This is a genomic window from Tenacibaculum sp. ZH5_bin.1 (assembly GCF_042865525.1).
Lineage (GTDB): Bacteria > Bacteroidota > Bacteroidia > Flavobacteriales > Flavobacteriaceae > Polaribacter > Polaribacter mesophilus.
Map to the genome: position 1 here is coordinate 1551414 of NZ_JBEGIO010000001.1, position 26276 is coordinate 1577689.

Here is a 26276-nt window from a genome sequence, read left to right on the forward strand (position 1 = left end):
TTTTAAATAGGTATTAGGTGTTTTAGAAAAAAAAAAAAGTGTTTTAGAAAAAGATAAAATCACTTCAGCAGTTTTTTCACTGTAAGAGGTGTCCTGTGTGTAATTTTACTTCCAATATAAGGGAGAAGTGCTTTATAACTATAAGGAAGCACAAAAAATAAATCAGAAAAATAAACACACATGAGAAAAAAAATTAACATGTATGCAAGTGCTATTCTTTTTGTACTTGTAAGTATCACAAGTTGTGATAAGGATGAAGAAATTATTCCAGCAGAGTTTTCTATTACTGATATAGAAAAGGATTTTGGAGCAGTAGAAGTAGAACAAACTATTAACTATTCGTTTAAAGTAACAAATGAGGGAGGTTCAGATTTAGAAATAGATGAATTTGTATTAAAAGGAACAAATGCTGCTGATTTTTCAACTAGTGCAGTACCAAAAGTAATTAAAAAGGAAGAATCGTATACTTTTGAAATTACCTTTGCTCCTTTAACAGAAGGAGAAAAAAAGGCTATCTTAGAAATTACGACTAATATTGGGAAAAAAGAAGTAAAAGTAACAGGAATTGCAAAACCAAAACCATTACCAGGTGTTGATTTAAGTGAAACGGCTTTGGTTTTTGGAAACGTAGAGATTAATCAAACAAAAGACGCTACGTTTACTATAACTAATAGTGGAGATGCAGACTTAGAAATTACAGGCTTTGAAATAAAAGGGACCAATGCTGCTAACTTTTCAACTTCAGCAACAACAGAAACTTTAGCTGCAGGAGAAACTAAAACCATTACGGTAGTATTTGAGCCAACCAATGTAGGAGAAAAAACAGCAAGTTTAGAGGTGACAACTAATGCAGGTGTTAAAGCCATTGCCTTAAGCGGTAAAGCTACAGCAACACCTATGTCAGTTATAGAGTTTAGTGAATCACCTATAAGTTTTGGGAATGTTGAAGTAGGTGAAGACTTATCTAAAAATATTATAGTTTCTAATACAGGAAATACAGATTTAGAGATTACTAATGTGAATATTATAGGAGGTAGTTCATCATCATCTTTTACAGTAATAGGAGGAACAAGTTCATTAATAAGAACTATTGCTCCAGGTGATACATATACTTTTGAAGTTAAGTTCACGCCAAGTTCACAAGGATTTGCTTCAGCATCTATTAGATTTTTTAATAACTCTAGTGAAAATGAAGTGTTTTTACCAATGAATGGAACAGGAACAGCGCCAGCACAACCTGCAATTGCTTTTAGTGAAACAGGATTGAACTTTGGTGATGTTACTGTAGGGAACTCTGGAAATGATTTAACTTTTGCTATTCAGAATAATGGTCAAGGAAATTTAGAGGTAAGTAATATTAGAATGAGCGGAGCCAATGCTAATAACTTTACTTTGGTAAATGTATCTGCACCACAAACGATTGCTCCTAATAGCTTTTATGAGGTAACAGCACGTTTTACACCACAATCTGAAGGACAAAAGCAGGCAATGATAGTTGTAGAAAGTAATGATCCTACAAAACCGAGTTATGCTATTATTATTAGTGGAAAGGGGTTGCAAGCTGCTACAGGTAATATTGTAAACATACCAGATGCCAACTTTAAGTCAGCATTGGTAGGGGATTCATCGATAAATACAAATGGAGATGGTGAAATTCAGGTTTCAGAAGCACAAGCTTACACAGGTGTCATTCGTGTAGATGGTCTTAGTATTTCAGATGTTACTGGTTTAGAGGTTTTTGAAAATATTTCACAATTTCATGCAATGAACAACTCTTTAACAAGTATAGATTTAAGCCAAAACACAGCAATAACACATTTGTCGTTAAAAAACAATAACTTAACTTCATTAGATCTTTCAGCTAATACAGCTTTACAAACAATATTAATTCAGCAAAATAGTATTAGTACAATAGATTTAACAAATCATTCTAGCTTAGTGAATTTTCAATGTGGAGGTAACAATATTTCTACGTTAGTGTTACCTACTATTGCAAACGGTTTAAGAACTTTATATTTAGAACAGAATCAAATTAGTACGTTAGATGTTTCTATGTATCCAGATTTAAGAACACTTGTTGCTTATAATAACAACTTATCAAGCATGGATATTTCTAATAATTCAAGAGTAATTTCATTGCATTTAAGAAATAATAATTTAACAAGTTTAAACGTAGCAAATGGTAATAATGTAAATTTCATTTATATGATTGCAGATGGAAATGATAGCTTAACATGTATTCAACATGATGCTGGTTTTGATCCTTTGAATCCACCAAATACACAAGCAAACCAATGGGTTAAGCCATCTGGAGCTTCTTGGAATACAGTCGCATGTCAATAAAAAACATTCCCTTTAAATAGTAATTCAAGAAAGAAAGTTACCTGTGTAAAAAGCAGGTAGCTTCTAATAGCATAAAAACAATAATAGAAATGAAAAAATATACAATATTAGTTTGTTTATTCTTAGCTAGTTTTTTGTTTCATCAAACAGCCAATGCTCAGTTTGGTAACATGTTAAAAAAAGCTAAGCAAAAAGTAACAAAAAAAATAGAAGAGAAAGCTTCTTCATCAATAGAAAAATCAACTACAAGTTCAGATACTAATTCAACGTCTAATACAAATGAGTATTCAGATGAAGAGTTTAAGAAAGAGTTAGCTAAAAAGTATCCCAACGATAAAGAAAAGCAAGATTTTTATTTTAAAAAGTATAAAGAATATCAACAAAAACAAGTAGCGGAAAAAGAAGCCTTATTAGCTAAAGAAAATAGTAAAGGAACAGTTGTGAGCGAAATTCCTTCACCTATAGAAAGTAGTGAAAATGATAAATTTAAAGACAATCAAATTTATGTATTAAACAGAACGAAATTTAAAAAAATGCCTGCTTATGATGGTGGTTTTTCTGATAAGATGGAACTGTCTGGTTACTACCATTTATCACAATACTTTGTTAGAAATCCTTCAAGTCATTTTGATAGCAATCCAGGTGATATTTACGAAGGCTTTTCTATTGAATATGATCCAACATCATATCAATTAAATGCATATTTTTCACCAAACCAAAAACGTTATGGTGTGGTTCCTGAAAAATATAGAAAATCTGCCGATAAAGGTAATATTCAGTTCCAATTTGGAATGGGAGGCGGACCAGAATGGACTAATGCTAATGTTCTTTTATTGGAACCAGGAGTATTATTAATTGGAGCAGAGGTATATCATAAAAACGATAACGTTGGTCATAAGTGGATGAATAATGCTCAACCAAAGCAGTTTGTAATTGCTGCAAAAAATCCAGAAAAAATTAAGAAGTATTATAAAAATCCTGAATTAACATCTCAAACAACTTTTGCTAAGTTTGATAACTTACGTAAAGATTGGTTAGGAGCAAAGTTAAATAGTGTAACAATGCCAGCAAAAGGGAGTTTTGATAAAAACTCAGCAATTAAAAATGCAGCTGTAAGTGGATTGAATAAATATTATGGTAAAATGAGTATGAAAAATATATATCAATACATGACATCTGATAAATGGTCAACTGTAAAACATAAGGTAACAGGGGTACCTTTATATCAATGGGCTGTAGGAGCTGTTGTACAGAAAAATTCAGATGGGCAATGTATGTTGCAACAGTTTATAGTAAGAAAAGATTATATAGGAGGAGGAAAATATGGGAGTCCTTTTTTTAATGGAATTAACAGAGGAAGTATTAGAGCTCCTTATGGAGGGTATGTAAAATGTGATGCTAAACCTAAAAACTAAAATATAGACTTTAAGTTAAGAATAGTTCTAAAAGGTGGTGTTTTGCGTATTATTGCATAACCACCTTTTTTTGTAATAAAATTAAATTTGTGAAAAAAACTTTTTATATACTAATCTTTATTTCTTTTCTCTTTGAAAATGTATTTTCACAGGAGCCTTTTTATACACAATTTACATCTGATGATGGATTAGTATCTTTAGCAAATTATAATATTATACAAGATAAAAATAACCTAGTTTGGGTTGGAGGGGAGCAAGGTTTGTTTTATTACAACGGTAAAAGATTTAGGCAAGTTAAAAATACTATTTCTACCACAAAAAGTATTTTTAACTTACAAATAGATAAGGAAGGACAAATTTGGTGTTCGACCATTTCAGGACATATTTATAAAGTAGTAAATAAAGAACTACAATTATTTAAAGATTTTTCAAATGAATTGAAAGGAGCATTTGCAAGCTTAATTGTTTTTAATGATGATGTGTTCTTTATATCACAAAGAAAAAGTTACCAAATAGATAAAAAAACTGCGTCGATAAAAAAAGACCTAAATGCCAATATTTCTAAAATAGCAAAAACAAAAAATGGTTTTTTTTACTACAATTTAAAAGAAACTAATACTATAACTCAAGTTTATGAAGAAAGTGGGCAAGCAGTTTTTAAAAAAATAAATTTTGATATAGAAAAAAACTTTTTAAATGAAGGAAAGCTTCAAATGTTTGAATGGTTTGATGATGTTGTTGTTAAAGTAGAAAAGGAGAACTCAAAGATATTTTCAGTTAATATACATACGAGAAAAATAACTACCACAAAACTTCCTGAAGCTCTTAAAAAAGCACAAGTTTATAATACCAAAAAGTTTAAAGAAAACTGGTTGTTAACATCAAAAGGTATTTATATAACTTTAAACAAAAACAAAGTAAATAATACTAAACAAATTTTTAAAGATTATCATATAACTGATGTTCTAAAAGATAATGAGAATAATTATTGGCTTGCAACACTGCAAAATGGAATTTTCGTTGTGCCAAGTTTAGAAATAACGAAGAAAAGTTTTGTGGAAATAAAAGAAGATATTATCTCAATAGAAACCATTGGTAATAATAGATTATTATTAGGAACTCAAAATGGTAACTTAATAGATTACAATACAGAAGATAATTATTATAAAATTATCAGTTTATCTAATCAACGACCTGTTAATAGAATAAAATATAATAAAAACCTACAAAAAGCATATATAAGCACAAACGGAACCAGTAGCTATACATATGATATAAAAAAGTTGAAAATTACTAATGTAGGAAATCAGTTTACCACAGCTAAAGGTTTTACGAAAATAAATAAAGATTCATTGGTGTATCTATCATATAGACGTGCTATTATTTATACTCAACTTTCTAGAAATAAAGACTATATAGTTTTAGAAAACAAAAGACCTATTAGTACTCATTACGATTCAAAAAACAAACTTATTTACGTTACTTATATTGATGGAACAGTAGCCTATAACAATAAATTACAAACTACTCCAGTACATCATCAAAATAAACCTATTATTTTTTCTGAATACACTCAAACTACTAACGGTAAAATATGGGCAACTACAAGAGATAAAATTTTAGCTTTAGAGGGAGGAAAAGTAACTGATAGCATAACCTGTTTAAACGGATTGTTAAAATCTCAAATAAAAGGAATTTTAGGGAAGGACAATTTTCTATGGATTGTTACTGAAAAAGGAATACAGCGATACGATACAGATAAAAAAGTAATAAATACAATAAACTTAACTGATAAAAGTGCTATAAAATTTAAAACTCCAGTAATACAAAATAATTATTTATGGATACCTGGTAACAATTTTTTATGTAGAATAAACACATCTGTTCCAGAGTTAATAGAACCAAAATTAGCTCCGTTAGCCTACATAAGTAATGTTAAAATTGGAGGAATAGAACAAGAAATAAAAACAAAATACAAACTGCCTTACAAAACTAACGACATTACATTTAACTTTAATGCTAATGGATTTAAATCTAGTAGTAAAAATGTTTTTCAATATAAACTTTTAGGTTTTAATACAGAATGGCAAACATCTGAGTTAAACGATGATGTAGTAAGATATATTGGAATTCCATCAGGAAGATATAAGTTTTTACTTAGAACTAAAAGTTTAGATGGAAGTATAGGAAAAGAAAGTAAAGGAGTTAAAATAATTGTACAAAAGCCTTTTTGGGAAAGTTGGTGGTTTATTGTGACAATATTTATAATATCTGTTTTAGGAATAATAATATATTACCGAATTAAATTAAAATGGAAAGAAGAGGAAGGAGAACGAGAACTAGAAAGGGTAATTTTAGATAGTAGAATAAGTAAGTTAAGGCTAGAAAACTTACGCTCACAAATGAACCCTCATTTTATTTTTAATTCCTTAGGAGCTATTCAAGATTATGTAATGAAGAATGAGAAATATTTAGCAAGTGATTACTTAGTTAAATTTTCTCGTTTAATAAGAATGTATTTAAATCATAGTAGAGTAAATGTAATACTACTCAAAGAAGAACTTAGTTCACTCGAGATTTATATATCATTAGAGCAATTACGATTTGAAAATAAATTTAAGGTTCACTTCTTAGTAGATAAAAACATAAATAAAGATCAAATTGAAGTTCCGCCGTTGTTTATACAACCTTTTGTAGAAAATGCTATAAAACACGGACTTGTTCATAAGAAAGACCAAGGGAATTTATGGATAACAATAGAAGAAAATATTAACAAGGTTTTAATTATAACGATAAAAGATGATGGTGTTGGACGAAAAAAATCTTCAGAAATTAATAAGAAAAGAAAAGGGCATAAGTCTTTTGCTGTAAACGCTACCCAAGAGCGAGTTTCGTTGTATAAGAAAGAAAAGTTATTTGATATTTCAGTAGATTTTACGGATAAAGTAGATGAAAACAATAATGCTACAGGAACGATAGTAACACTAAAAATAAAAAGAATTTAATAATGAAAGCTTTAATAATTGATGATGAGGCAAAAGCACGTAGTGTAATGAAAACGATGCTTACAGAGTTTTTTCCTGAAATAAAAAATGTTATTACAGCAGATAACTTAGTAGATGGAGTAAAGTCAATTAAAGAAAACAATCCAGACATTGTTTTTTTAGATATTGAAATGCCTGAGTACTCAGGTTTAGAAATATTAGATTTTATTTCAGAGCCTATAGAGTTTCAATTAATTTTTACAACAGCATATCAACAATACGCATTAGAAGCACTAAAATTATCTGCAATAGATTATTTGGTTAAACCAATTGACAGAGAAGAGTTACGAGTAGCTATAAATAAAGCAAAAGTTAATATTAACCAAAAAAAGGTAACAGCACAATTTTCAGAGTTAAAAAAAGCCATTCAATCATTATCATCACATAAAATAGCTTTAGAAGTACCAGGAGAAATTATTTTTGTTTCGCATGAAGATATTTTATACTTAGAAGCAGATGGAATGTATACAAAAGTACATTTAGCAAATAGAGAAAGAGAATTAATTTGTAAACCACTAGCATACTTTGAAAATCAACTTCAGGGAAACAACTTATTTTTTAGATGTCATAGATCTTACTTAATAAACCTTCATTATTTAGAAAAATTTGTTAAAAAAGACGGAGATTTTTTATTAATGCAAAATCAAACAACAATTCCTATTTCAAAAACAAAAAAGCAAGAATTTCTAAAAATTATAAAAGAAGTATTTTAGATTTGTAAAATGCAATTTTACCAAAAAGAAATTCAATTACCAGCATTTAATAGAGGCTATCACTTAATTACAGATGTTTTGTTAGAAGCACTTCCAGAGCTTGAAAATATTCAAATAGGACAGTTACAGGTATTTATAAAGCATACTTCTGCTAGTTTAACCATTAATGAAAATGCAGATCCTACCGTTCGAATAGATTTCGAATCGCATATCAATAAAATGGTTCCTGAAAATATGCCATACTATAAACACGATTATGAAGGTGCCGATGATATGCCAGCACATATTAAAAGTTCTATGTTAGGATGTCAGGTACAAATTCCAATTACCAATGGAAATCTCAACTTAGGAACTTGGCAAGGAATATACTTAGGTGAGCACAGAAATTATGGAGGTAAAAGAAAAATAGTACTAACCGCTTTTGGAAATTAAATGAAGTATCATAAATTCAATTTTTACAGAAGTACGTACTGTGAGTTTGAAATGCAAAATGTCAATTTCTTTGATGATATGAAGGCACATTTTCAAAGTAAATCAGGTAGTTATTACTATTACACAGCGGAGGGTGTTTTTCGTTATTCAAATCACTGGGGTAGAGTTGCTAATTGTCGTTGGAAGATTCAGGGAATAGAAAACTATAAAAATCAAAATTATTATGTAGGGTACGCAAATTGGTCTGATTTTTATCCATTAAATAGTACTGATAAAGTATTCTATTTAGAAGTAGATTATACAGTGCATAAAGTGAATATTAAAAGAGTTCAAAATAATTCAGAAGAAGCTCATTTTTTAATGACTTCAGAGTTTGCATATCAGCGTTTAAAACAAATTCAAACTCTGTTTAAAGAATACAAGTGGGCACGTTATTATGAAGAGGATATTGAAACTTTAAGAAGAAAAATAATTGACAAACTCATTACAACAAACAAAACCTTACAGCAAGTTAAATTAGAGTTATAAATCTTTATAATCTCTATTAACGCCAAGACTAAATCCAAAACGGGTGTCACTCTCTCTACCAAGTCTGTGAATAGCTACTTTACCTAATGGAATTTTACCAAACTCATTATTAGTAATTTCTTCATTATTTAAAAAAAGCTTTCCTTTAAACTGCTTTTGGGTGTTATACTCACTTCTATCTTTTTTATTTTGATAAACATTTATGGATAAAATATTATCTCTATCAGTATAACCGCAAAAAATACCATGTGTATCCCAAATAATATAATTATTACTTTTTTTTAATTCTCTACTAGGTTTGCCTAAAACATCAATTAAAGTATTATAATTAGTAGGAAATGTAAGAGGTTTATTATTAACATGTATAATGTTAGTATCACATATAATAGTTAAACTCGTTACTTTTTTCTTTTTAAAAAAATTAAACATGACAGTTATTGATTTGATTAACGGGGGCGAGCGTAAAACTAAAAAATAAATTTTAACTAACTCCTTTCTCTTTTAGTTAAATTTGCTAATTAGATTTAAAATCCTAATAAACAATGAACATACCTCAAACAAGTTTTCCTCGAATAATAATTATAGGAGGTGGGTTTGCAGGATTGGCAGTAGCAAGAGCTCTAGAAAACCAAGATTTACAAGTAGTATTAATAGATAAACACAATTACCATACTTTTCAACCTTTACTATATCAAGTAGCCACAGGAGGATTGGAGCCTGACAGTATAGCGTTCCCTTTGAGAAAAAGATTTAATGATGTAGAAAACTTTTTCTTCAGATTAGCAAAAGTAACCCAAATACATGCCGAGAAAAACTATATAGAAACTACGATAGGAAATTTAGAGTATGATGAGTTGATTATAGCCACAGGTTCAACAACAAACTTTTTTGGAAATACTAATATTCAAAAGTATGCTATGGAAATGAAATCGGTTCCACAAGCATTAAATATTCGTAGTTTGGTTTTAGAGAATTTTGAAGAAGCATTATTGGTAACCGATTTAGAAAAGCGAAGAGCATTAATGAATTTTGTTATTGTAGGTGGTGGACCAACAGGAGTAGAGTTGGCAGGAGCTTTGGCAGAAATGAAAAAAGGAATTTTACCTAAAGATTACCCAGACTTAGATATTCGGCAGATGAAAATTAATCTCATTCAAAGCTCAGGAGAGCTATTAAAAGGAATGAGTAATGGAGCTTCTAAAAAAGCGGAAGATTTTTTAATAAAATTAGGAGTAGATGTGTGGAAAAATCTTCGTGTACTTGATTATGATGGAGAAACTGTTACTACAAACGGAGAAGATCATTTTAAAGCACAAACGGTTATTTGGGCAGCAGGAGTAAAAGGAGCTGCTGTTAATGGTTTAAATGAAGAATGTGTAGTTGAAAGAGCTAATCGATTTAAAGTAGATGAATACAACAAAGTAATAGGCTACAATAATATTTATGCTATTGGAGATGTAGCATGTATGGAAACTAAAACTTATAAAAGGGGGCATCCAATGATGGCGCAACCAGCGATTCAACAAGGACGATTATTGGGTAAAAATATCTTAGCCAAAATAAAAAGCAAAAAACAAAAACCATTTGTGTACAACAGCAAAGGATCTATGGCAACCATTGGAAGAAATAAAGCGGTAGTAGATTTATCTCGTTGGAAATTTCAAGGAGTTTTTGCATGGTTTATATGGATGTTTGTACATCTATTTTCACTCATCGGATTTAGAAATAAAGCGGTAGTGTTTATGAATTGGGTATATAACTACATACGTTTTGATAGAGAAACAAGGTTAATTATTCGCCCTTATAAAAAGAAAAATAAGTATAGCTTTAAAGAACAAGAAAATGGCAATCACTAGAAATATTAAGTGCCCTAACTGTGGAGTTTTCAATAAAAATAGAGATTACTGTAAAAACTGTAATACATTAATTTCTTTTGAAAAAAAACAAGAAGAAAAAGTTACAGCTTATAAGCAAGAAGAACTCAAAAAAGCGAAGCATGAAATAGAAAATCCTAATTTAGCAGAACGGTTAAAAAAACATTCGTTTTGGCTGTACCGTATTGTTGGTTGGGTTTTATATTCAGCATATTTATTGGTGAGTGCTATTGGAGCTTTAATAGCATGGTTTATAGCAATGGTAGCAGCAGGGTAGGGTAGCGTGAAACAAAAGATACTTACATATTATTTTGCTATTTCAATACTAATAGGGAGTCTAATTTATATAGCACAAAAGTTAATTATAAAACTACCTACATTAGTTAATAATTATGTAAACGACTTTTTAATAATTCCTATAATATTAACTATATGCCTTTATATTTTAAGATGGAGTAAGAATAATAAACATTATCAAATACCATTAGGGGTAATGGTTTATATATGTGCATTATATTCATTTTTTTTTGAGTTTATAATACCGAAATATATGGAAAGATATACAGCGGACATATTTGATGTTATTTTATATTTTATTGGAGGTTTTGTATTTTTAATTTTGCAAGAAAAGGAAATTAATTCTTGATAAGTAGGTGTTTCTAAATAAGAAGTAGTTATGAGCTCAACTAAAAAAATACCCAATAAAACAGTAATCCGTATAAGTAATGCTATTGATTTTATTGAAAGAAATTTGGATAAAAAACTTGTTTTAGAAGAAATAGCAGAAAAGGCATACTTCTCTCCATACCATTTTCATAGGCTTTTTAAAGCCGTAACCAAAGAAACGGTTAATGATTTTATAACGAGAAAGAGAGTAGAAAAGTCAGCTTCTTTTTTACTAAATAAAAAAAATAAAACAGTTACAGAAGTATCCGAAATAGTAGGTTTTGTAACCTTGTCATCATTTTCAAGAGCTTTTAAAAAGTTTTACGGAATGAGTCCTGCTGAATTTAAAAAAGAAAGTCCATCTAAATATAGCAAGATTTGTAAAACAGAAAGCAAGAATGGAAAAATAGAAACACAGTTTGAGCAATACATTTGTAATATAAATACAAACTTAAAATGGATGCAAATGAAAGCTAAAACCGAAGTAAAAAAAATGCCAACCTTAAAAGTAGTCTATTTAACACATCAAGGAAAAATGGATGCAGTAGAAAATGCTTACCATAAGCTAATGGAGTGGGCTTATCCTAAAGGGTTAATGCAGCAGGAAAATTTAAGAATGTTAACGGTATATCACGACAGTCCTAAAATTACTGATGAAGACAAAATAAGAATGAGTGTTTGTTTAACTTTAAATTCAGAGGTAAAAACTGAAGGAGAAGTAAGTGTAAAAGAAATACCTGAATTAAAATGTATAGTATCTCGTTTAGAAATTACTCCGTCAGAATTTCAACAAGCATGGGAAAGTAGTTTTGTGTGGATGAGTGAACATGGTTTCAAGAAAGCTGACCAAGATCCATATGAAATTTTTTATAACAACCCTAATGAACACCCCGAAGGAAAATGTATTGTAGATATTTGTATACCTGTTGACTAAAATATTGTAAAACATAAAAGGCATGACATTCTTTAGAATGTTATGCCTTTTTATTATACTTTATTGTTAAGATAACTCCTTTACAGCATCAGGTTTAGAAGTCAATATGCTTCTTACAACAAAATAACTAGTTAAGCCACAAACTAGCCCTACCATTGCAGCAGGAAAAATAGTATCATCACCTATTCCAATTGTAGAGGCAAATATTACAATTCCCAAAATTTCTGCTCCAAACCAAGAGCCAATCATTATACCTCTCCATTTATTAGGGCTTTCTCCTTTTTCTCCTGCTAATTCAGCTATTTTCTTACCTAAAAAAACTAATGCTAATATTTCTATCATATTTTAATTTTTGATTAAATTTTTCTTTTCATTTTTATTCATAAAATACTTATGAGTTTAATAAAATTGCTAACAAATCTTACTGACAACTAAAAAATATAATGAAGAAATATATAGCAATTTTGAGAACACCAAATATAAAAAATATTTTAATCTATTCTATAATTTTAATTCGATCTGGGTAACGTTTTGGTGCTACAGGTTGTTCGTCAGGATACCCCAAAGCAACATTAATAGCGACTTCAAAACCTTCAGGAATGTTTAGTAGTTCTAAAATGTCTTTATTTTCTTCTAGATTTAAAATTGGTACTAAAGTCCCTAATGGGCACGTGCCTAAATCTATAGCATGCGCACTTAATAAAATGTTTTGTAAAATAATACCACTATCTAAATAGCTAATATTACTACTTTTATTTCTAGCTATAACAATAAGCGTTGGGGCGCTATGAAAAATGCTAAAACCAGGTTCTCTATAACGTGCGGCACTACCTTGAAACTCTTTGCCTTGTGCGTAATTTAAAAAACGATTATTAATTTCGGTTAATAATTCTTGATTCTGAATAACGCGTACTTCCCAAGGTTGTTTATTCAATGCACTTGGCGCAAATAAAGCGCTTTTCATAACTGTATCTAATTGGGCTTTACTAACCTGTTGATCTGTATATTTTCTAATAGATCGGCGTGTTAAAATATTGTCTATAATGGCTTCGCGTTGTGACCCAGAATAGGTTGTTTTTTCTACGGGCTTTTCTTCACAAGAAAATAAAGCTATACTAAGAGCTAAAAACAAAAACTTCTTCATAATTACTACTGTATTGGATTGAATATTTTTTTACTAAATGAAAAATTAAATTTTAAAATAATATATATAATGTATAGATATACAACGTAAGCGGTTAAATGATAATAGTTAAGGGTAATAACAGATAAAGTAACACCTATAATAGCTAGCGTAAGAAAAAACAGCTGTTCTATTTGTGTTTTTCTATTTATGCTTTTACCCCAAACTTTAGGTTTAAATGCTTGTGAAATTAAGTATGAAAACCCATTAAGGATTAAAATCGAAAAAGACATATACTCGTAACTAACGTTGCCTAAAAGCAATAAAAAAGCTACAAGTCCAATCATAGCGCCGTAATACAGTTTACCATTGGTATTGGTAGGGCTAGAAGGCATATCGGTAGCCATAAAAATAGTACCTAATAATACGCCTGCTAAAGAAAAATGATAATTTTCACCACCATCTATTAACCAAAAACCAAGAAAAAATACAGATAATAACGCTAGCGGAATATGCCAAGATATTCTATTTTTAAATAATAAATATAGTCCACCTAAGCTAATAGCCAATATTGAATATTCTCCCATAGCTCCACTAGTATTATAAACTAGTTGGTTTAAATATTGAGACAAAAATGGATGTTCTAAACCCGAGAATAAGTTAATACTTGGTGTGTTAACAAAGCTTTTGGTTGCCCAAATACTTGCCGAGGTCATAATTACAGGATAGAAAGTAGTCATAAATTCTCGTCCTACTAATGCAGGATTAAATCTATTTTTTCCTAATCCGCCCCAAACTACTTTACCAAAAATAATCGCAGCAGCAGCACCAAAAGCAACGATATACCAAGGTGTTATTGGCGAAATTGTAAAACACATTAACAAAGCAGTTACAATAGCAGAGCCATCTAAAATACTTTTATAATTTTTTGTGTATAAGAATGCGCAAACAAGTTCTGTTAATAAAGCAGTTCCTATGGCCACTAACAGTAAGCTTAAAGCATGCATACCAAACGCAATGATACTAATAATGGATAAAGGTAACAATGCAATAATAACATCTAACATCACAGCGGAAGTACTACCAAATTTTGGTTTTATATATGGGTTTAAACTCATGCTTGTTGTATTAAAGTTTTACCAGAAAAAATACTTTGCATTAAAGGCACATCACTAGGACATATATATGCACAAGCACCACATTCTATACAGTCCATTAAGTTAAAATCGTTTAACTTTTGAGTATCTTTATTTGCAGCATGACGCGTAAACTCCATTGGCATTAAACGCTGCGGACAAACATCGGTACAATATCCGCATTGGATACAGTTATAACGTTTGTTCTTAGGGTTTGGCATAGTCAATAAGCCTCCACTACCTTTGTTTATAGGTGTTTCTGGATGGTGTACAGCCTTTCCCATCATGGGACCTCCCAAAATAACCGTTTGCATATCGTTATCCCATGGTTGACCTAATGTTTCTAAAATATGATTTAAAGGTGTACCAATAGCTACTCTATAATTACCATGGTTTACAGCCTTCTCGCCAGAAATTGTAACAATACGTTCGGTATAAGGTTGTTGTTTATAAAATGCTTGATACAATGCCCATAAAGTACCAACATTATTAACCATAATACCATGATTTGCAGGAATACTACCTTTTGGTATTTCTTTTTTAGTTAATGATTTTATAAGCTGTAATTCACCACCTTGAGGATAAGTGTTAGGTAATAATTTTACTTGAATTGTAATGCCTAATCTAGAGGCTACATTTTGCAAATGAGATTTTAATTCTTTGTGTTGTTTTTCAATACCAAAAATAATGTGTTTAGCTTTAATTACTTTTTGTACAACTTTAATGGCTTTAATTAATGCTTCTGCGTCTTGTTGCATAACCGCATAATCTGCACTCAAATAAGGTTCGCACTCGGCACCATTAATTAAAAAATACGATATAGATTGCGTATTGGTTTGATATTTTGTTGCAGAAGGAAAACGCGCGCCACCACTACCTTCAATACCATATTCTTTTATAAACGTAAGAATTTGTTCCTTTGTTAAAGCTTCAATATTAATTGGTTTTTTAGAAACTTCTTCTTCCCTAAAATTATTTTCAATTTTAATATAAGATGAACCACCATTGCTTATTATGTCTATCACAGTGCCTGATACTGGTGCATGTATTGATGACGCAAAAATACCTTCGGAACTAGCGATTTTTTGATGTTTCAAAATATTGTCACCTATACCTACCAACGGCTTCAAATTACCTCGGTAAGCTTGTAAAGGCATATATAAGTATTTTGAAGCTGCAAGTGTTTTTATTGTTTTTGATTTTGTTTTCGATTTTAATGATGGAATATGCATCATAAGCTTAAAAAGGGTTTAAAATATTGCGAATGTAGTTGCATTTGGTGGTCTATAATATAGACTTCAAAATCAAATACTTTTTGAAGTTGAGACACTATAGTTTTAAATTGAGATATGTCTGCCCCAAATAAGGCTGTAGAAATCATATCGCCTAAACATGCCGATTTTGAACATAAACCAACTTGTAAGTTTTGCGAGGGAAATCCGGTTTGTGCATTTATAATATGACTATATTTTTTACCATTAATTTCTAAAAACTGAGTTTGAGTAGATGATAATGAAAAGCAAGTATTTTGTATCGACAAGCGTTTAAAGTTATTATCTAAATTAGGATGTGGTATTTTAATATACCATTGTGGGTGCGTGTTATCTGATAAGCCATAAATAGTACTACCACCAGCATTTATAATAGCATCTGTAACACCTTTGTTTTTTAAAAAGGCTACAAGTTGATCTACAGCATAGGCTTTTATAAACGATCCTGTAATTAACTCTTGTTGTGGTGCTATTTTTACATGATTACCATGTATTTGAATGTTTTTATAATTTACTTGTTTTAAACATCTTACTATGGCTGTTTCTGTAGGGGGTTGAGTAGGTTTTTCCTTATAAAATCCCCATAAACGTATTAAGGGCATAGCAGAAATATCATAACTTCCATTTGTTATTTCTGCTATTTTTATGGTTTGCTTTAGTAAATTAATTGTAACATTATCAACCGTAACCCAATAACCTGCATTGGTATTAATTTGATTAAAATAAGAACCTTTTTGATACGAATTGTAGGTGCTATCTACTGTTTCTAATAAAGAGAAACAATCCTCTAACAAAGTTTCTGGATAATTTGCAGGAATTTTAATTTTAATATGACAATAAAATAGAAACCGGGTTTGTGTAATATAGGCTTTACTGGCTACTTGAGGCATTTTCATCTCCATCCAATTCTATAGTTGTTCGTCCTTTTTTTCGTAAAGCTTTGAAGTTTACATTTCCTAAATTTATTGTTTGAAAATAAAAATTAGAATTTTTCCATGTTTTTGTAATGGTGTCGTAGGTGATTTTTTGAGTTTCAAAACGTTTTTCAACATTGTCATTAACAGTAGCAAGTGCTTTTTCTCGTTTATATTTTTCTCGAGATTCTTGCCACTTATCCCATAAATTACGATTACCAAAAAGTAATAAACTAATGCCAAGAAGGTAAAGTATTATATGCTTAAAATTCATAGATTATATGTAAACTCCAAAGGTAACATCAATCGTGTTACAAATAAATAATATAGTAGTTAATGGTTCGTTAAAGAGTAAATAAACTTAATGACTTTTGTCTTAAGTTTATTTCTATTTTGCTTCAATAGCCTTAATTATTTCAGTATAGTTATAACGTTTCGCTAAATCTAAAGGCGTATCACCTTCATAGGTTTTTAGATCTAACCGCGCTCCTGCATCTATTAGCACTTGTGCCGCTTTTGGATTGTTGTGCCAAATAGCATCATGCAAAGGTGTGTAGCCATTATTCAATCCTTGATCGTCTATATATTTTTGGGCGTCTTTGTGCGCTACCAATAACTCTAAAACTTCTGGATTGCCTTTATAACCACCTTTATGAAACGCAATTGCATTCATTGGGTAACCACGCTGACCAATGTTTGCACCAGCGTTCAGTAATATATTAACAAGTTTAGGATAATTATTCCTAGAAGCTACTAATAGCGGAGAATGTTTATCGTTACCTGTTCCTGTTATATACGATTCAGTATTTACAGGCTCTCCTGCTGCTATTAAAGCAGTTACTTTTTCAAGCTTTTGGTCTTCGGTTAGCTGTTTGTTTATTACTACCTGATATATTTTTTGCTCAGCTATTTTTTCTTTCAAATCCACCTCATAATCATCAATTATTTTGCGAAGAGAATCATACCTCTTCTGGTCATTATCGTTTGGAGAAGAATCTCAACCACCAATCATATCTCTAGCCATAATGCCACCGTTAGGGCTTTTTACATAAATATTAATATCTTTTGCTTTTAAAAGAGCTTTTATATTTTCACCTTTACTGTACCAAGCAGCAACCATTAAAGGTGAGTGCCCAGCACGTGGTGTAATTTGGTTTACAAAAGCACCGTTTTTAATTAAAATATCAATCATTTTTGGATTATCGGTCTGCGAAGCAATATGTAATGGAGCATTACCCATACGACTATCTAATTGATTAACATCGGCACCATTGGCAATTAGTTCGTGTACTTTAATTTCATCATTATCTATAATAGCTTGATGGAGCTGTGGTAAACCTGTAGCTGTTTGTTCCATGGTTTTAATTTCTTTTTTTTCTAAAGATTTTGTTTGATTTTGGGTGCAATTTAACAGCATTAAGGCTGTAAAAATTACCATTAAAAACTGTTTTTTTTTCATACTAATATGTTTATTGGTTTATGTGATAGATCATACCTGTTTTATCATCTTCTATGGCTTGTTTATACAATTTGGCAAACTCAATTGCTGGTACACCATAGGTAGAATCCATTCCCATTTGTTCCATAGTTTCTTTTGCAAAAGATGGACTTACCGCATTAATTTTAAATTCTTTGCTTTCTACAGTAGCTGCTTTTACAAACGCTTCTACACCTGCATTGATAACGCTTAAAGATAAACCACCAACCATTGGTTGTTGTGCTAAGATACCAGAAGATAATACAAAAGTCGCACCTGGATTGGCATACTTTCTACCCAGCATAACTAAGTTTATTTGCCCCATTAACTTACTTTGCAAACCATCGTGAAAATCTTGAATACTATGTTCGTCTATGTTTCCCCATTTACCATAACCGCTTGTTACTATTAGTGCATCAAAACCACCAATGCTTTTAAGCGTAGTATCTACTGCTTCTGCATTTGCCATGTCTAATTTATAATTGCCACTTGTACGATTAATAGTAATAATTTCATAATCTTTACATAAAATATCTTGTACTTTTGAACCAATGATGCCTGTTGCACCGACTATAATTACTTTTTTCATTTTTATAATTCGTTTACTATATATTCTTTAATTTGTATTTGACCATTAGTTGTTAGGACTAGCTTCCAATGTTCTTTAACATTGAGCTGTAATAATTCACCAGATACTTTTTCTGCTTTTAGCTTAATAGTTAAATACACATCAAAAGCATTGTTTTCTTCTTGAATGATTATGGACTCAATACGATGTTCATTATTGGGTTTTAAGGTATTTTTAATGTTGGTGTACCAAGTTTCAAACCCTTTAATACCAGTAAATTCTCCCTCAACAAATTGAAATTGCGTATCGTTATTTATATAAGGCGTAAATGAAGATGCATCTGCCAAAACATCAAATTTGGCAAACCAATCTTTTACAAAGCGCTCAATACGTACTTCTGCACTAGTATTGGTTATTTCCTCTAAAACAGCAGCTAATTTTTTAATATGATTATCGGCACGTTGCAAAACAACCTCTTTGGTATTATACACACCCGGAACATAAGTTAAACCATGTGTATAAACCGGTTTTAGATAATTCATTTGACTTAAATATGCCGTTTGTTGTAAGGGTCTGATTAGTTCTTCTATGGCAAAATGATTGTAACCTATTGGCGTGTATGCCTCTTCTGGTCCGCCAACGGTAATGCTTAACAAAAAGTTTTTACCTCTTAATTTATCACCTTTAGAACCATATGCAAAGTTGAAACTAAACACTTCATCAAACCATTGTTTTAAAATGGCTGGCATATTGTACCAAAAAAATGGAAATTGAAAAATAATCGTATCTGCAGCAAGTAGTTTGGCTTGTTCGGCTTCTACATCTATTTTAAAATCGGGATATTGGTTGAAGATATCACTGATCTCAAAATGATTAAATTGTGCTGCAATTTCTGTTGATATATGTTTATTGGCTACCGAATCTTTAAGATTTGGATGCGCTAAAATCATTAATGTTTTCATTTTTGTTTAAAATTTGTGGCGTCCGTTACCAAATAGCGTTCTATAATAGGTAATGGTTCATTGGTATCTTCTCGCATTATCCATTGTTGATCTACACGGAGATCAGAGTAAGTGTTGTCTTTAAAAAGAGCCCGCCAGTGTACAATAAATTGAGCCATATACTTACCGTTACTAAGGTAACTTACATCTATTTTTTCGATGTCATGATCATCAGAAATGAGTAAATCATGTATCCATCTATGCCATTCCAAAAATTCAGATTTTGAATGTATATTTTTGTAAGCTGGAAAGTCTACGAAAATATCATCTGCAATTAATTTATTGAAAGCTTCTGCAGGTACATGTTCGTTATTACAAGTAGCCCGTTCATACATAGAAAATATTTTGTAAACAAAGCTTTTAATATCATTTTTAGTAAATTTTCTATTTCGAAAAGTATGCATTAGTTGTTCATACTCTATAGTTTTTGTATTCATTAGTATTTAAATTAGTTGTACATACAATTTAATTTAGAGTCTTTCATTTATCAAAGTATTGATAGACTTTTATTCTACTTCGTTAAGTTTTGTATTAGCTAAATGCATGTCAGCAGTTAGTTTTACAGCAAATTCTTCTCCTAATAAATTACAGTAAGCTTTATATAAGTTACCCAGTGCTTCGTCTAATGAAGGTTTTAGGTTCTTACCTTTTTCAGTAGGAATAATAAGTGTGTTTCTACCTTCGTGAGTTCGTTCTACTAATTGCATCAGAACCAATTTATCTATAAAACGAGTCATTGTAGATGCTTTTACATTTATACGCTTACTTAATTCGTTTTGACTTAAATTAGGTTCATCAATTATTAATAACATTAAATGAGCATAAGATGGTGCTAGACTAGTAACTCTGAAGGCATCTTCTGCCAGTTTACTTATATACCTTGATAGAGTGTTTGTAGTAAAATACAAACAGCATTCCTGAAAAGACTTTAAAGGTGTACTCATTTTTTTATTAAAATTATGAGACAAAGTTATATGTAATTAGTTGTACATACAATTTTTTAACTTAAAATTATAATAGTGATTTAAATAGTATTTAAATCACTATTATAACCTATTTCTTTTTTACATTTTATTAACAAACCAGTTACTTGCTTTTTTTACAGCTTCAATAACTTCGGCATCTTGGTCGTAGTATGCGAATTGATGAAATGGTGATTCTAACTCTGTATCCATCCAATACAATTCTTTGTCGGTTGCTGCAATGTTATTAAAATATTTTTTGGTATATGCTGGTAGCACAGCACCGTCTGAATGTATCATTAATACAGGTTTATTTAATTTTTTTGCAGTTGGCATTGGATCTACTGTTAACCAATCTTCCCAACTTGCTACAGCAAATTTATCGTTACTCCATTGTTTTACAGCACCACGATCTTTATTTAAATAATAATCGTATGGTCCGTACATTGCGGCAGTTGAGTCTGTTTTTGAAATGGTTGGAATATAAGCTACTTCCCCTGTTTCTCCATACATTTTTTTTGCCTGTTGTGCTGCCTTAATTTTTGCCTGCACACCTTCTTTACCTCCATAAAATAATTTTACAGCTTCTGCATCGTGTAACCAAGATGCTGTAGTGACTACAGATTTAATGCGGTTGTCTTCTGAAGAAGCTATTAAGGTATACATTGCACCTGCGCAAACACCAAATGCACCAATTTTTGAATTATCTACTTCTTTTAAACTTTCTAAAAAAGAGACTGCATTTTTTATATCTTCTTTCTTAAGATTTGGGCTTTCGTAAAAACGTGGTTCACCTTCACTTTCACCATAATTTCTAAAATCAAAAGCTAATGTAATTAACCCTTTTTCCGCTAGTTTTTCAGCATATAAACCAGCCATTTGTTCTTTAACGGTTGTCCAACTTCCTGAAACGATTACTGCAGGATACGTGTTTCCTTCTCTATAATTTGCTGGGTAATATAAATGGCCTACTAAGTTTAATCCATCGCTTTTAAATGTTACTTTTTTCATCTTTTTATGTGTTATTTCTTTTGTCTTTGTTAGTTTTTGTGGGCTGTTTTTTGTGATGGCTTTATAGCCAGTAATTGCTATAAATGCTGTAAGTGCTATTGTTAATATTTTCATGTTTATTTGATTTTATCGATTAAGCCAAAACCTCTTGCGGCTACTATTGGGTTGAAAATTTCGACATATTCGGTAATTTTACCTTCAGTATTGAATTTAAAAGTTGAATAATAGTTGTTACTGTATATGCCTGCATTATGTTTTAGTTTTATGTGTCCTGTGTATTTTGCATATACCATTGCAGTATTTTCCATTGCAAAAATGTCTTCAATGTTAAATGTCATTCCATCAAAATTTGGGAAAACAGGTTCCCAATAGGCTTTTATTCCAGCTTGTCCTTGCGCTCCTTTAGGAAAAAGGTCTGAATGGTATGGATTAATTTGCTTACCATCTTCTGCAAAAAGATTGGCTACAGTTCCTGCATTTTCATCTTCAAGTGCTTTAAAGAATGCTTTAACTGTACGGATGTTTTTTTCTGAAGTTGATAATTCTTTTATATGTCCTGTAACATTATTGATAGCTTTTTGCGGTAAGGAAAGGTTACCATCTTGATATTTAAAATTAAATATCATTTTAGTGATTTTCCATTGTTTATTTATTAGTTTTAAGTCTAAATTATAAGTGCCAACTACCGTCCAAACATGTCCTTTGTCGTCTTCTAAATAATGGGTTGCCGTGCCATAAGCAAACACTTTGGCAGTTTCCCCATTTATGGTTTCCGTAAGGTTGCTTATTTGATGATGAGTGTAGGTAAAACCTGGTAAAATGGTTTTCCAAGTGCTAGTAATTTCTGATGGTTTTAAGGTCGTTGCTGGACTTCCCATAGAGGAATAATCTAATACAACTTCGATATTAAAACAGTCTTCTACTTGAGACCAATCCCTTTCATCAGATGCTTTAAATAACTTTAAAACGATGTCTTTTGGTGATGTCATTGTTTTGCCTTGTATTGTAATTGCTGTTAAAAGCGTAGCAATTGTTAATAAATATTTCATAGTGCTTGTATTACAGTACAAAGATGCTACAGAACAGCGAAGAAAAATTTACAGAATCAAAGCAAGAGGTATAAAAATCAAAGATTAGCTATTTTACGATAACTAGCAGGTGTTTTTTGCGTGTGTTTTTTAAAGAAGCTGCTAAAACTGTTTGGCGAATCGAAATACAGATCATAAGCAATTTCTTTAATATTGGCTTCTGAATGTATTAAACGTGATTTTGCCAAATGCAAGACGTGTTTTTGTATAGTTTGTTTTGCAGTTTGACCAGTAATTAGTTTTACAACAGCATTTAGATGATTAGGATGAATATTTAATAATTCGGCATAAAAACGTGTGGTATGCGGATTGGTTGAGCTAGGAATAGTTGCATTAGGATAAAAGCTGGTTTCAATTTGTGATTGAAAACGAGATAGAATTTTTAAATCGGTTTTACGTATTTCGGCAGCAGCATTTGTATTGCTAATGTTTTTGTGAAAGTACCGTTTTACCACATTTAGTAATAGTAATAAATACGATTCGATAAGTTGAAACTTGTCAACGTTATCGCTGTGGTATTCATTGTAAATAGCATTATATACAGACAGTATTTTAGTCACATCATCTTTACTAACCTCAAAAGGCATGCTTTTTTCAATTTTTAAAAACGAGAAGTGACTTAAAATATCTTGAAGAAAATTAGATTTAGCGATAAAATCTTTAGAAAACATCAAATAATAACCATTCCAATCTGGAATAATATCCCAGGAAATAAGTTGAAAAGGCGAGTTAAAAAAAATAACAGAACCGTCTGGAAAATCTTTAAAATGACCTGTAATAGCAATGCCACTACCTTCAACCTTTATAGCAATAGCATAAAACTCATGCCTAAAAGCGGGCATTTGACTAACTATTGTAGGCATATTGTCTTTAAAGCTTCTGATGTCAAAATCGGGATGCTTTGGTGGTGAAATATTAATTGCCTTACAATAAGCGGCTATATTTTTAAAGTGTTGCATACTATTTAAAGACGAAACTAAACAATAGACTTTACAAAACTATATAATTAAGACGTTGATTATTTTTATATTTTACAGTCATTTTATCTTGAAGATTATCAACTAAATAACTATTATTTTCCATTTTTTTTCAATGTATTAATAAATATTAGAAGCGTTTGCTATCTAAAAGTCATTTATTTCAACTTTATTTTTTACTTATAAATATAGTTTACAATACTTTTTTATTTATTAAAAAAGTGTTTAGTGTATAGATGTCTCAAATGGACTTTGTAGTAATGTCTCAGTATAAAAAATCGGCTTAAAATTTCAAAAAACTTAAGCCGATTTTTTGTTTTAACGATTACAATGTTTGTCTATTTTCATAGGTGAATTATTTTTCATATTCACTTAGTAGACGATAATACTTTAATAAAGATGTATTGATATTACATTATTTTGGTAATGCAATTTTATTAATGGTAAAATTTAGGTTACTGATATCGCCTGAGGCTTCATTAATTCTAGAATTGGTATAATACAAATCTCCATCGTATATACTAAAAGTATCTGCCCATTTTACTTTTTCACCTTCTATTAAAGTTTTAATAGTACCATTTGGAGTAATATAATTAATTTTGTTGTGCTCTAAATCGCCATAATAAAGATTACCTTTTTGGTCAAAAATCATTCCATCTGGCGCAGACGTTTTAGCTTCAAATTTTACAGAAGCTTCTATTTTAGATTTGTCTTTTAAATTGAAACTATTTACTGGAATAGAGTACAAGCTATAACCTGAAAGTGCATGGTAAAATAAACGTTGATTTTTTTGGTCAAACGCAATTCCATCGGAATGCACAACGTTTTTCCAAACTGTGTTGTCAAACGTAAGTTCAGATACTTCAGCCATGGTACTTTTATGATTATCTAAAATACGGGTACTTTTTCCTATGTTTAAATCTAAAGCGACTAATCCTGCGTGGTTAGAATCTGTAAGATATAGTTTGTTATTGGTCTTATCTACACGTAAATCGTTAATGTAAGAATCGGTATGATAGCTGTCCTTTTCTAATTTATACGTTTGCTCTAAAATATTAGTATTCAAGTTGAAAATAAACACTCTAGGAGCATCTACAACACCATTAAACTTTGGGTTTCTCGTATCTAAAATGTATAGTTTATCTTCAAAAGCAACAACAGATTGTACAGCAAGAAATTGATCTTCTTTTGGGTGTTCCTCTAGTTGCCAAAGATTCCAAACCTCGTTTGGGTAAGGTTTATACGAACCATTTTTAAACACTTCGACTACTGAATACTTTACTGAATCTCGCCATCTAGGAAAATTAGCAAATACACGACCGTCTTGAGTTACAGTAACTCCTGTAACTTGCTGCCCTTTAAAGCTAGCAATCTCTGTAATGTTTGATTTGTTTTCTGAAATAGATTGCTTGTTTTCAGGTTTTTTAGTTTCTCTTTTAGTTTCGTTTTTACAAGTAATAAGAGAGAAAATAGATAGCGATAGTATGAGTATTTTTTTCATTTTAAAATATTTTACTTTTCTTCATTAGCATAAGCACCAGAAGAATATGTTAACTCGTAGCTGTGTGTGTAAATTTCGAAAACAATTCCAAAAGGGTCTTCTACATAACACATTTTATAGGGTTTGTCGTTCGGATAATATTCTCTAATAGGCATACGTTGTTTTCCTCCAGCTGCAACTATTTTTTCAATTAAGCCTTCAATATTAGGATCTTGGATGCAAAAATGAAACAACCCTGTATTGAATGGGTTAAATTTTGGAGCTTCTTTTTTGCCGTGAGGAAAACTAAAAAGCTCAACACCTATTCCGTCAGAGGTTGCTAAATGGGCAATTTCAAAGGTTTCCCAATCGTCACCAAATACATCAATACACATTTGCCCTATGGCTGTATCGGTTTCTTTTTTTACTAGAGATGGAGGCATAATAGTATACCAGCCCATTACTTCTGAATAAAACTTAGCAGCTTTATTAATATCAGGTACTGTAATTCCAATATGAGAAAATCGTTTAGGATATGTTTTCATTGTTTTATAATTTATAAAGTTAATTGCAAAGGACAAAATTATTTTCTTTTTAGTATAAATTATATTAAAGTTCTGTGAAAAGTTATTAAACACTTTGTTTATATAATTAATGTGTTGTTTTTTGTATATAAACTCTATTGAAATTATTATTTAAATTTGTCGAATGCAAGATAAATATGAATTACTGAGGAGGCATTTTGAAGAAATTGTTAAGGTTACAGATGAGGAATGGAATATTATAAAACCTCATTTTCAATTTAAAAAACTTAAAAAGCACCAGTTTTTAATACAAACAGGACAACCAGTAGATTGTGAGTTTTGGATTATTAAAGGGCTCATAAAATCATATATTATAGATGAAAAAGGGCACGAGCATATTCTTCAATTTGCTATGGAAGAGTATTGGGTTAGTGATTATTATGCATTTCAGCATAAAGAGTTAGCGACAACTATAGTAGATTGTATTGAAGATTCAGAATTTTTCTGTTTATCATTTGAATCAAGAGAAATTATCTGCGAAAAAATTCCTGCAATAGCAAACTTTTTTAGGGTTAAATCTAATTACGGTTTTATTAACCTACAGCAACGAATTTTATCTTTATTAACTCAAACAGCTGAAGAACGTTATGATGCTCTATTATTTAAATTACCTAAGCTAGTACAACGCGTACCCAAAAAATTAATAGCAGCTTACTTAGGAGTTTCTAGAGAAACTTTAAGTCGTTTTAAAGGTTAAAAAATGATATACATCACATTTTTATATTGCGATACATC

General features: G+C 30.5%; 28 protein-coding genes. 10 read left to right on the forward strand and 18 right to left on the reverse strand.

Annotation, left to right across the window (positions count from 1 at the left end; translation table 11 throughout):
- The first annotated feature begins 180 nt into the window (after positions 1–180).
- The 6 genes from ABHQ57_RS07180 (at position 181) to ABHQ57_RS07205 (ending at position 8475) form a co-directional block, all read left to right on the forward strand.
- Positions 181–2343, forward strand: coding sequence for a choice-of-anchor D domain-containing protein (locus ABHQ57_RS07180; protein WP_167713489.1), 2163 nt, complete (start codon positions 181–183; stop codon positions 2341–2343).
- Positions 2344–2432: 89 nt separating this feature from the next.
- On the forward strand, positions 2433–3758 hold the full coding sequence (locus ABHQ57_RS07185; RefSeq protein WP_047789318.1) for a hypothetical protein: 1326 nt from the start codon (positions 2433–2435) through the stop codon (positions 3756–3758).
- A gap of 89 nt (positions 3759–3847) precedes the next feature.
- Positions 3848–6763, forward strand: a complete 2916-nt coding sequence (locus tag ABHQ57_RS07190; protein WP_167713490.1) for a histidine kinase — start codon at positions 3848–3850, stop codon at positions 6761–6763.
- A gap of 2 nt (positions 6764–6765) precedes the next feature.
- Positions 6766–7515 (forward strand): LytTR family DNA-binding domain-containing protein, encoded by a 750-nt coding sequence (locus ABHQ57_RS07195; protein ID WP_047789316.1) that lies wholly within the window; start codon positions 6766–6768, stop codon positions 7513–7515.
- A 9-nt stretch (positions 7516–7524) separates the two neighbouring features.
- Positions 7525–7947 carry a secondary thiamine-phosphate synthase enzyme YjbQ gene (locus tag ABHQ57_RS07200; RefSeq protein WP_047789315.1) on the forward strand — a complete coding sequence of 141 codons (423 nt, stop codon included), beginning with the start codon at positions 7525–7527 and terminating at the stop codon, positions 7945–7947.
- Positions 7948–8475 carry a hypothetical protein gene (locus tag ABHQ57_RS07205; RefSeq protein WP_047789314.1) on the forward strand — a complete coding sequence of 176 codons (528 nt, stop codon included), beginning with the start codon at positions 7948–7950 and terminating at the stop codon, positions 8473–8475.
- Here the strand turns inward: ABHQ57_RS07205 and ABHQ57_RS07210 are convergent.
- Complete coding sequence (locus ABHQ57_RS07210; protein WP_047789313.1) at positions 8470–8904, reverse strand: hypothetical protein; 435 nt, start codon at positions 8902–8904, stop codon at positions 8470–8472. The genes ABHQ57_RS07205 and ABHQ57_RS07210 overlap by 6 nt on opposite strands.
- Before the next feature lie 113 nt (positions 8905–9017).
- Between ABHQ57_RS07210 and ABHQ57_RS07215 the strand changes: the two genes are divergently transcribed.
- From ABHQ57_RS07215 to ABHQ57_RS07225, 3 genes are all read left to right on the forward strand, one after another.
- On the forward strand, positions 9018–10331 hold the full coding sequence (locus ABHQ57_RS07215) for an NAD(P)/FAD-dependent oxidoreductase (RefSeq protein ID WP_047789312.1): 1314 nt from the start codon (positions 9018–9020) through the stop codon (positions 10329–10331).
- Positions 10318–10626 carry a hypothetical protein gene (locus tag ABHQ57_RS07220; protein WP_047789311.1) on the forward strand — a complete coding sequence of 103 codons (309 nt, stop codon included), beginning with the start codon at positions 10318–10320 and terminating at the stop codon, positions 10624–10626. Before ABHQ57_RS07215 ends, ABHQ57_RS07220 begins: the two co-directional genes overlap by 14 nt.
- A 399-nt stretch (positions 10627–11025) precedes the next feature.
- A complete protein-coding gene (locus ABHQ57_RS07225) occupies positions 11026–11949 on the forward strand; it encodes a GyrI-like domain-containing protein (RefSeq protein ID WP_389863020.1) in 924 nt (307 codons plus the stop codon).
- Between the two features lie 66 nt (positions 11950–12015).
- Here the strand turns inward: ABHQ57_RS07225 and ABHQ57_RS07230 are convergent, their stop codons facing one another.
- From ABHQ57_RS07230 to ABHQ57_RS07310, 17 genes are all read right to left on the reverse strand, one after another.
- Positions 12016–12291, reverse strand: a complete 276-nt coding sequence (locus ABHQ57_RS07230; protein ID WP_047789310.1) for a hypothetical protein — start codon at positions 12289–12291, stop codon at positions 12016–12018.
- Positions 12292–12445: 154 nt separating this feature from the next.
- Complete coding sequence (locus ABHQ57_RS07235; RefSeq protein ID WP_159492498.1) at positions 12446–13093, reverse strand: nitroreductase; 648 nt, start codon at positions 13091–13093, stop codon at positions 12446–12448.
- A gap of 5 nt (positions 13094–13098) precedes the next feature.
- Positions 13099–14190, reverse strand: coding sequence for an RnfABCDGE type electron transport complex subunit D (locus ABHQ57_RS07240; protein ID WP_159492497.1), 1092 nt, complete (start codon positions 14188–14190; stop codon positions 13099–13101).
- On the reverse strand, positions 14187–15443 hold the full coding sequence (rsxC, locus tag ABHQ57_RS07245) for an electron transport complex subunit RsxC (protein WP_389863024.1): 1257 nt from the start codon (positions 15441–15443) through the stop codon (positions 14187–14189). Before rsxC ends, ABHQ57_RS07240 begins: the two co-directional genes overlap by 4 nt.
- A complete protein-coding gene (locus ABHQ57_RS07250; RefSeq protein WP_389863027.1) occupies positions 15440–16375 on the reverse strand; it encodes an FAD:protein FMN transferase in 936 nt (311 codons plus the stop codon). Before ABHQ57_RS07250 ends, rsxC begins: the two co-directional genes overlap by 4 nt.
- Complete coding sequence (locus tag ABHQ57_RS07255; RefSeq protein ID WP_073181312.1) at positions 16350–16667, reverse strand: hypothetical protein; 318 nt, start codon at positions 16665–16667, stop codon at positions 16350–16352. The genes ABHQ57_RS07250 and ABHQ57_RS07255 overlap by 26 nt, the downstream gene beginning before the upstream one ends.
- 114 nt (positions 16668–16781) lie before the next feature.
- Entirely contained in the window at positions 16782–17315 is a 534-nt protein-coding gene (locus tag ABHQ57_RS07260) for an ankyrin repeat domain-containing protein (RefSeq protein WP_389863029.1), read from the reverse strand.
- A 75-nt stretch (positions 17316–17390) separates the two neighbouring features.
- Positions 17391–17852 (reverse strand): ankyrin repeat domain-containing protein, encoded by a 462-nt coding sequence (locus ABHQ57_RS07265; protein ID WP_389863032.1) that lies wholly within the window; start codon positions 17850–17852, stop codon positions 17391–17393.
- Positions 17853–17862: 10 nt separating this feature from the next.
- Positions 17863–18459, reverse strand: coding sequence for a short chain dehydrogenase (locus ABHQ57_RS07270; protein WP_389863035.1), 597 nt, complete (start codon positions 18457–18459; stop codon positions 17863–17865).
- Positions 18460–18461: 2 nt separating this feature from the next.
- Positions 18462–19400, reverse strand: coding sequence for an NAD(P)H-dependent oxidoreductase (locus ABHQ57_RS07275; protein WP_253055907.1), 939 nt, complete (start codon positions 19398–19400; stop codon positions 18462–18464).
- Complete coding sequence (locus ABHQ57_RS07280; protein ID WP_125064357.1) at positions 19397–19876, reverse strand: hypothetical protein; 480 nt, start codon at positions 19874–19876, stop codon at positions 19397–19399. The genes ABHQ57_RS07275 and ABHQ57_RS07280 overlap by 4 nt, the downstream gene beginning before the upstream one ends.
- A gap of 69 nt (positions 19877–19945) precedes the next feature.
- A complete protein-coding gene (locus ABHQ57_RS07285; RefSeq protein ID WP_389863039.1) occupies positions 19946–20383 on the reverse strand; it encodes a MarR family winged helix-turn-helix transcriptional regulator in 438 nt (145 codons plus the stop codon).
- A 120-nt stretch (positions 20384–20503) separates the two neighbouring features.
- Positions 20504–21526: an alpha/beta hydrolase gene (locus tag ABHQ57_RS07290; protein ID WP_167713495.1), complete on the reverse strand. Its 1023-nt coding sequence runs from the start codon at positions 21524–21526 to the stop codon at positions 20504–20506.
- Between the two features lie 2 nt (positions 21527–21528).
- Positions 21529–22461, reverse strand: a complete 933-nt coding sequence (locus tag ABHQ57_RS07295) for a nuclear transport factor 2 family protein (protein WP_167713496.1) — start codon at positions 22459–22461, stop codon at positions 21529–21531.
- Between the two features lie 77 nt (positions 22462–22538).
- Entirely contained in the window at positions 22539–23459 is a 921-nt protein-coding gene (locus ABHQ57_RS07300; RefSeq protein ID WP_167713497.1) for a helix-turn-helix domain-containing protein, read from the reverse strand.
- A 433-nt stretch (positions 23460–23892) separates the two neighbouring features.
- On the reverse strand, positions 23893–24978 hold the full coding sequence (locus tag ABHQ57_RS07305; RefSeq protein WP_167713498.1) for an L-dopachrome tautomerase-related protein: 1086 nt from the start codon (positions 24976–24978) through the stop codon (positions 23893–23895).
- 11 nt (positions 24979–24989) lie between these two features.
- Positions 24990–25502, reverse strand: coding sequence for a VOC family protein (locus ABHQ57_RS07310; protein WP_047789299.1), 513 nt, complete (start codon positions 25500–25502; stop codon positions 24990–24992).
- 163 nt (positions 25503–25665) lie between these two features.
- On the opposite strand from ABHQ57_RS07310, the gene ABHQ57_RS07315 reads away from it, so the two are divergent.
- Entirely contained in the window at positions 25666–26238 is a 573-nt protein-coding gene (locus ABHQ57_RS07315) for a Crp/Fnr family transcriptional regulator (RefSeq protein ID WP_073181299.1), read from the forward strand.
- The last annotated feature ends 38 nt before the right edge of the window (positions 26239–26276 follow it).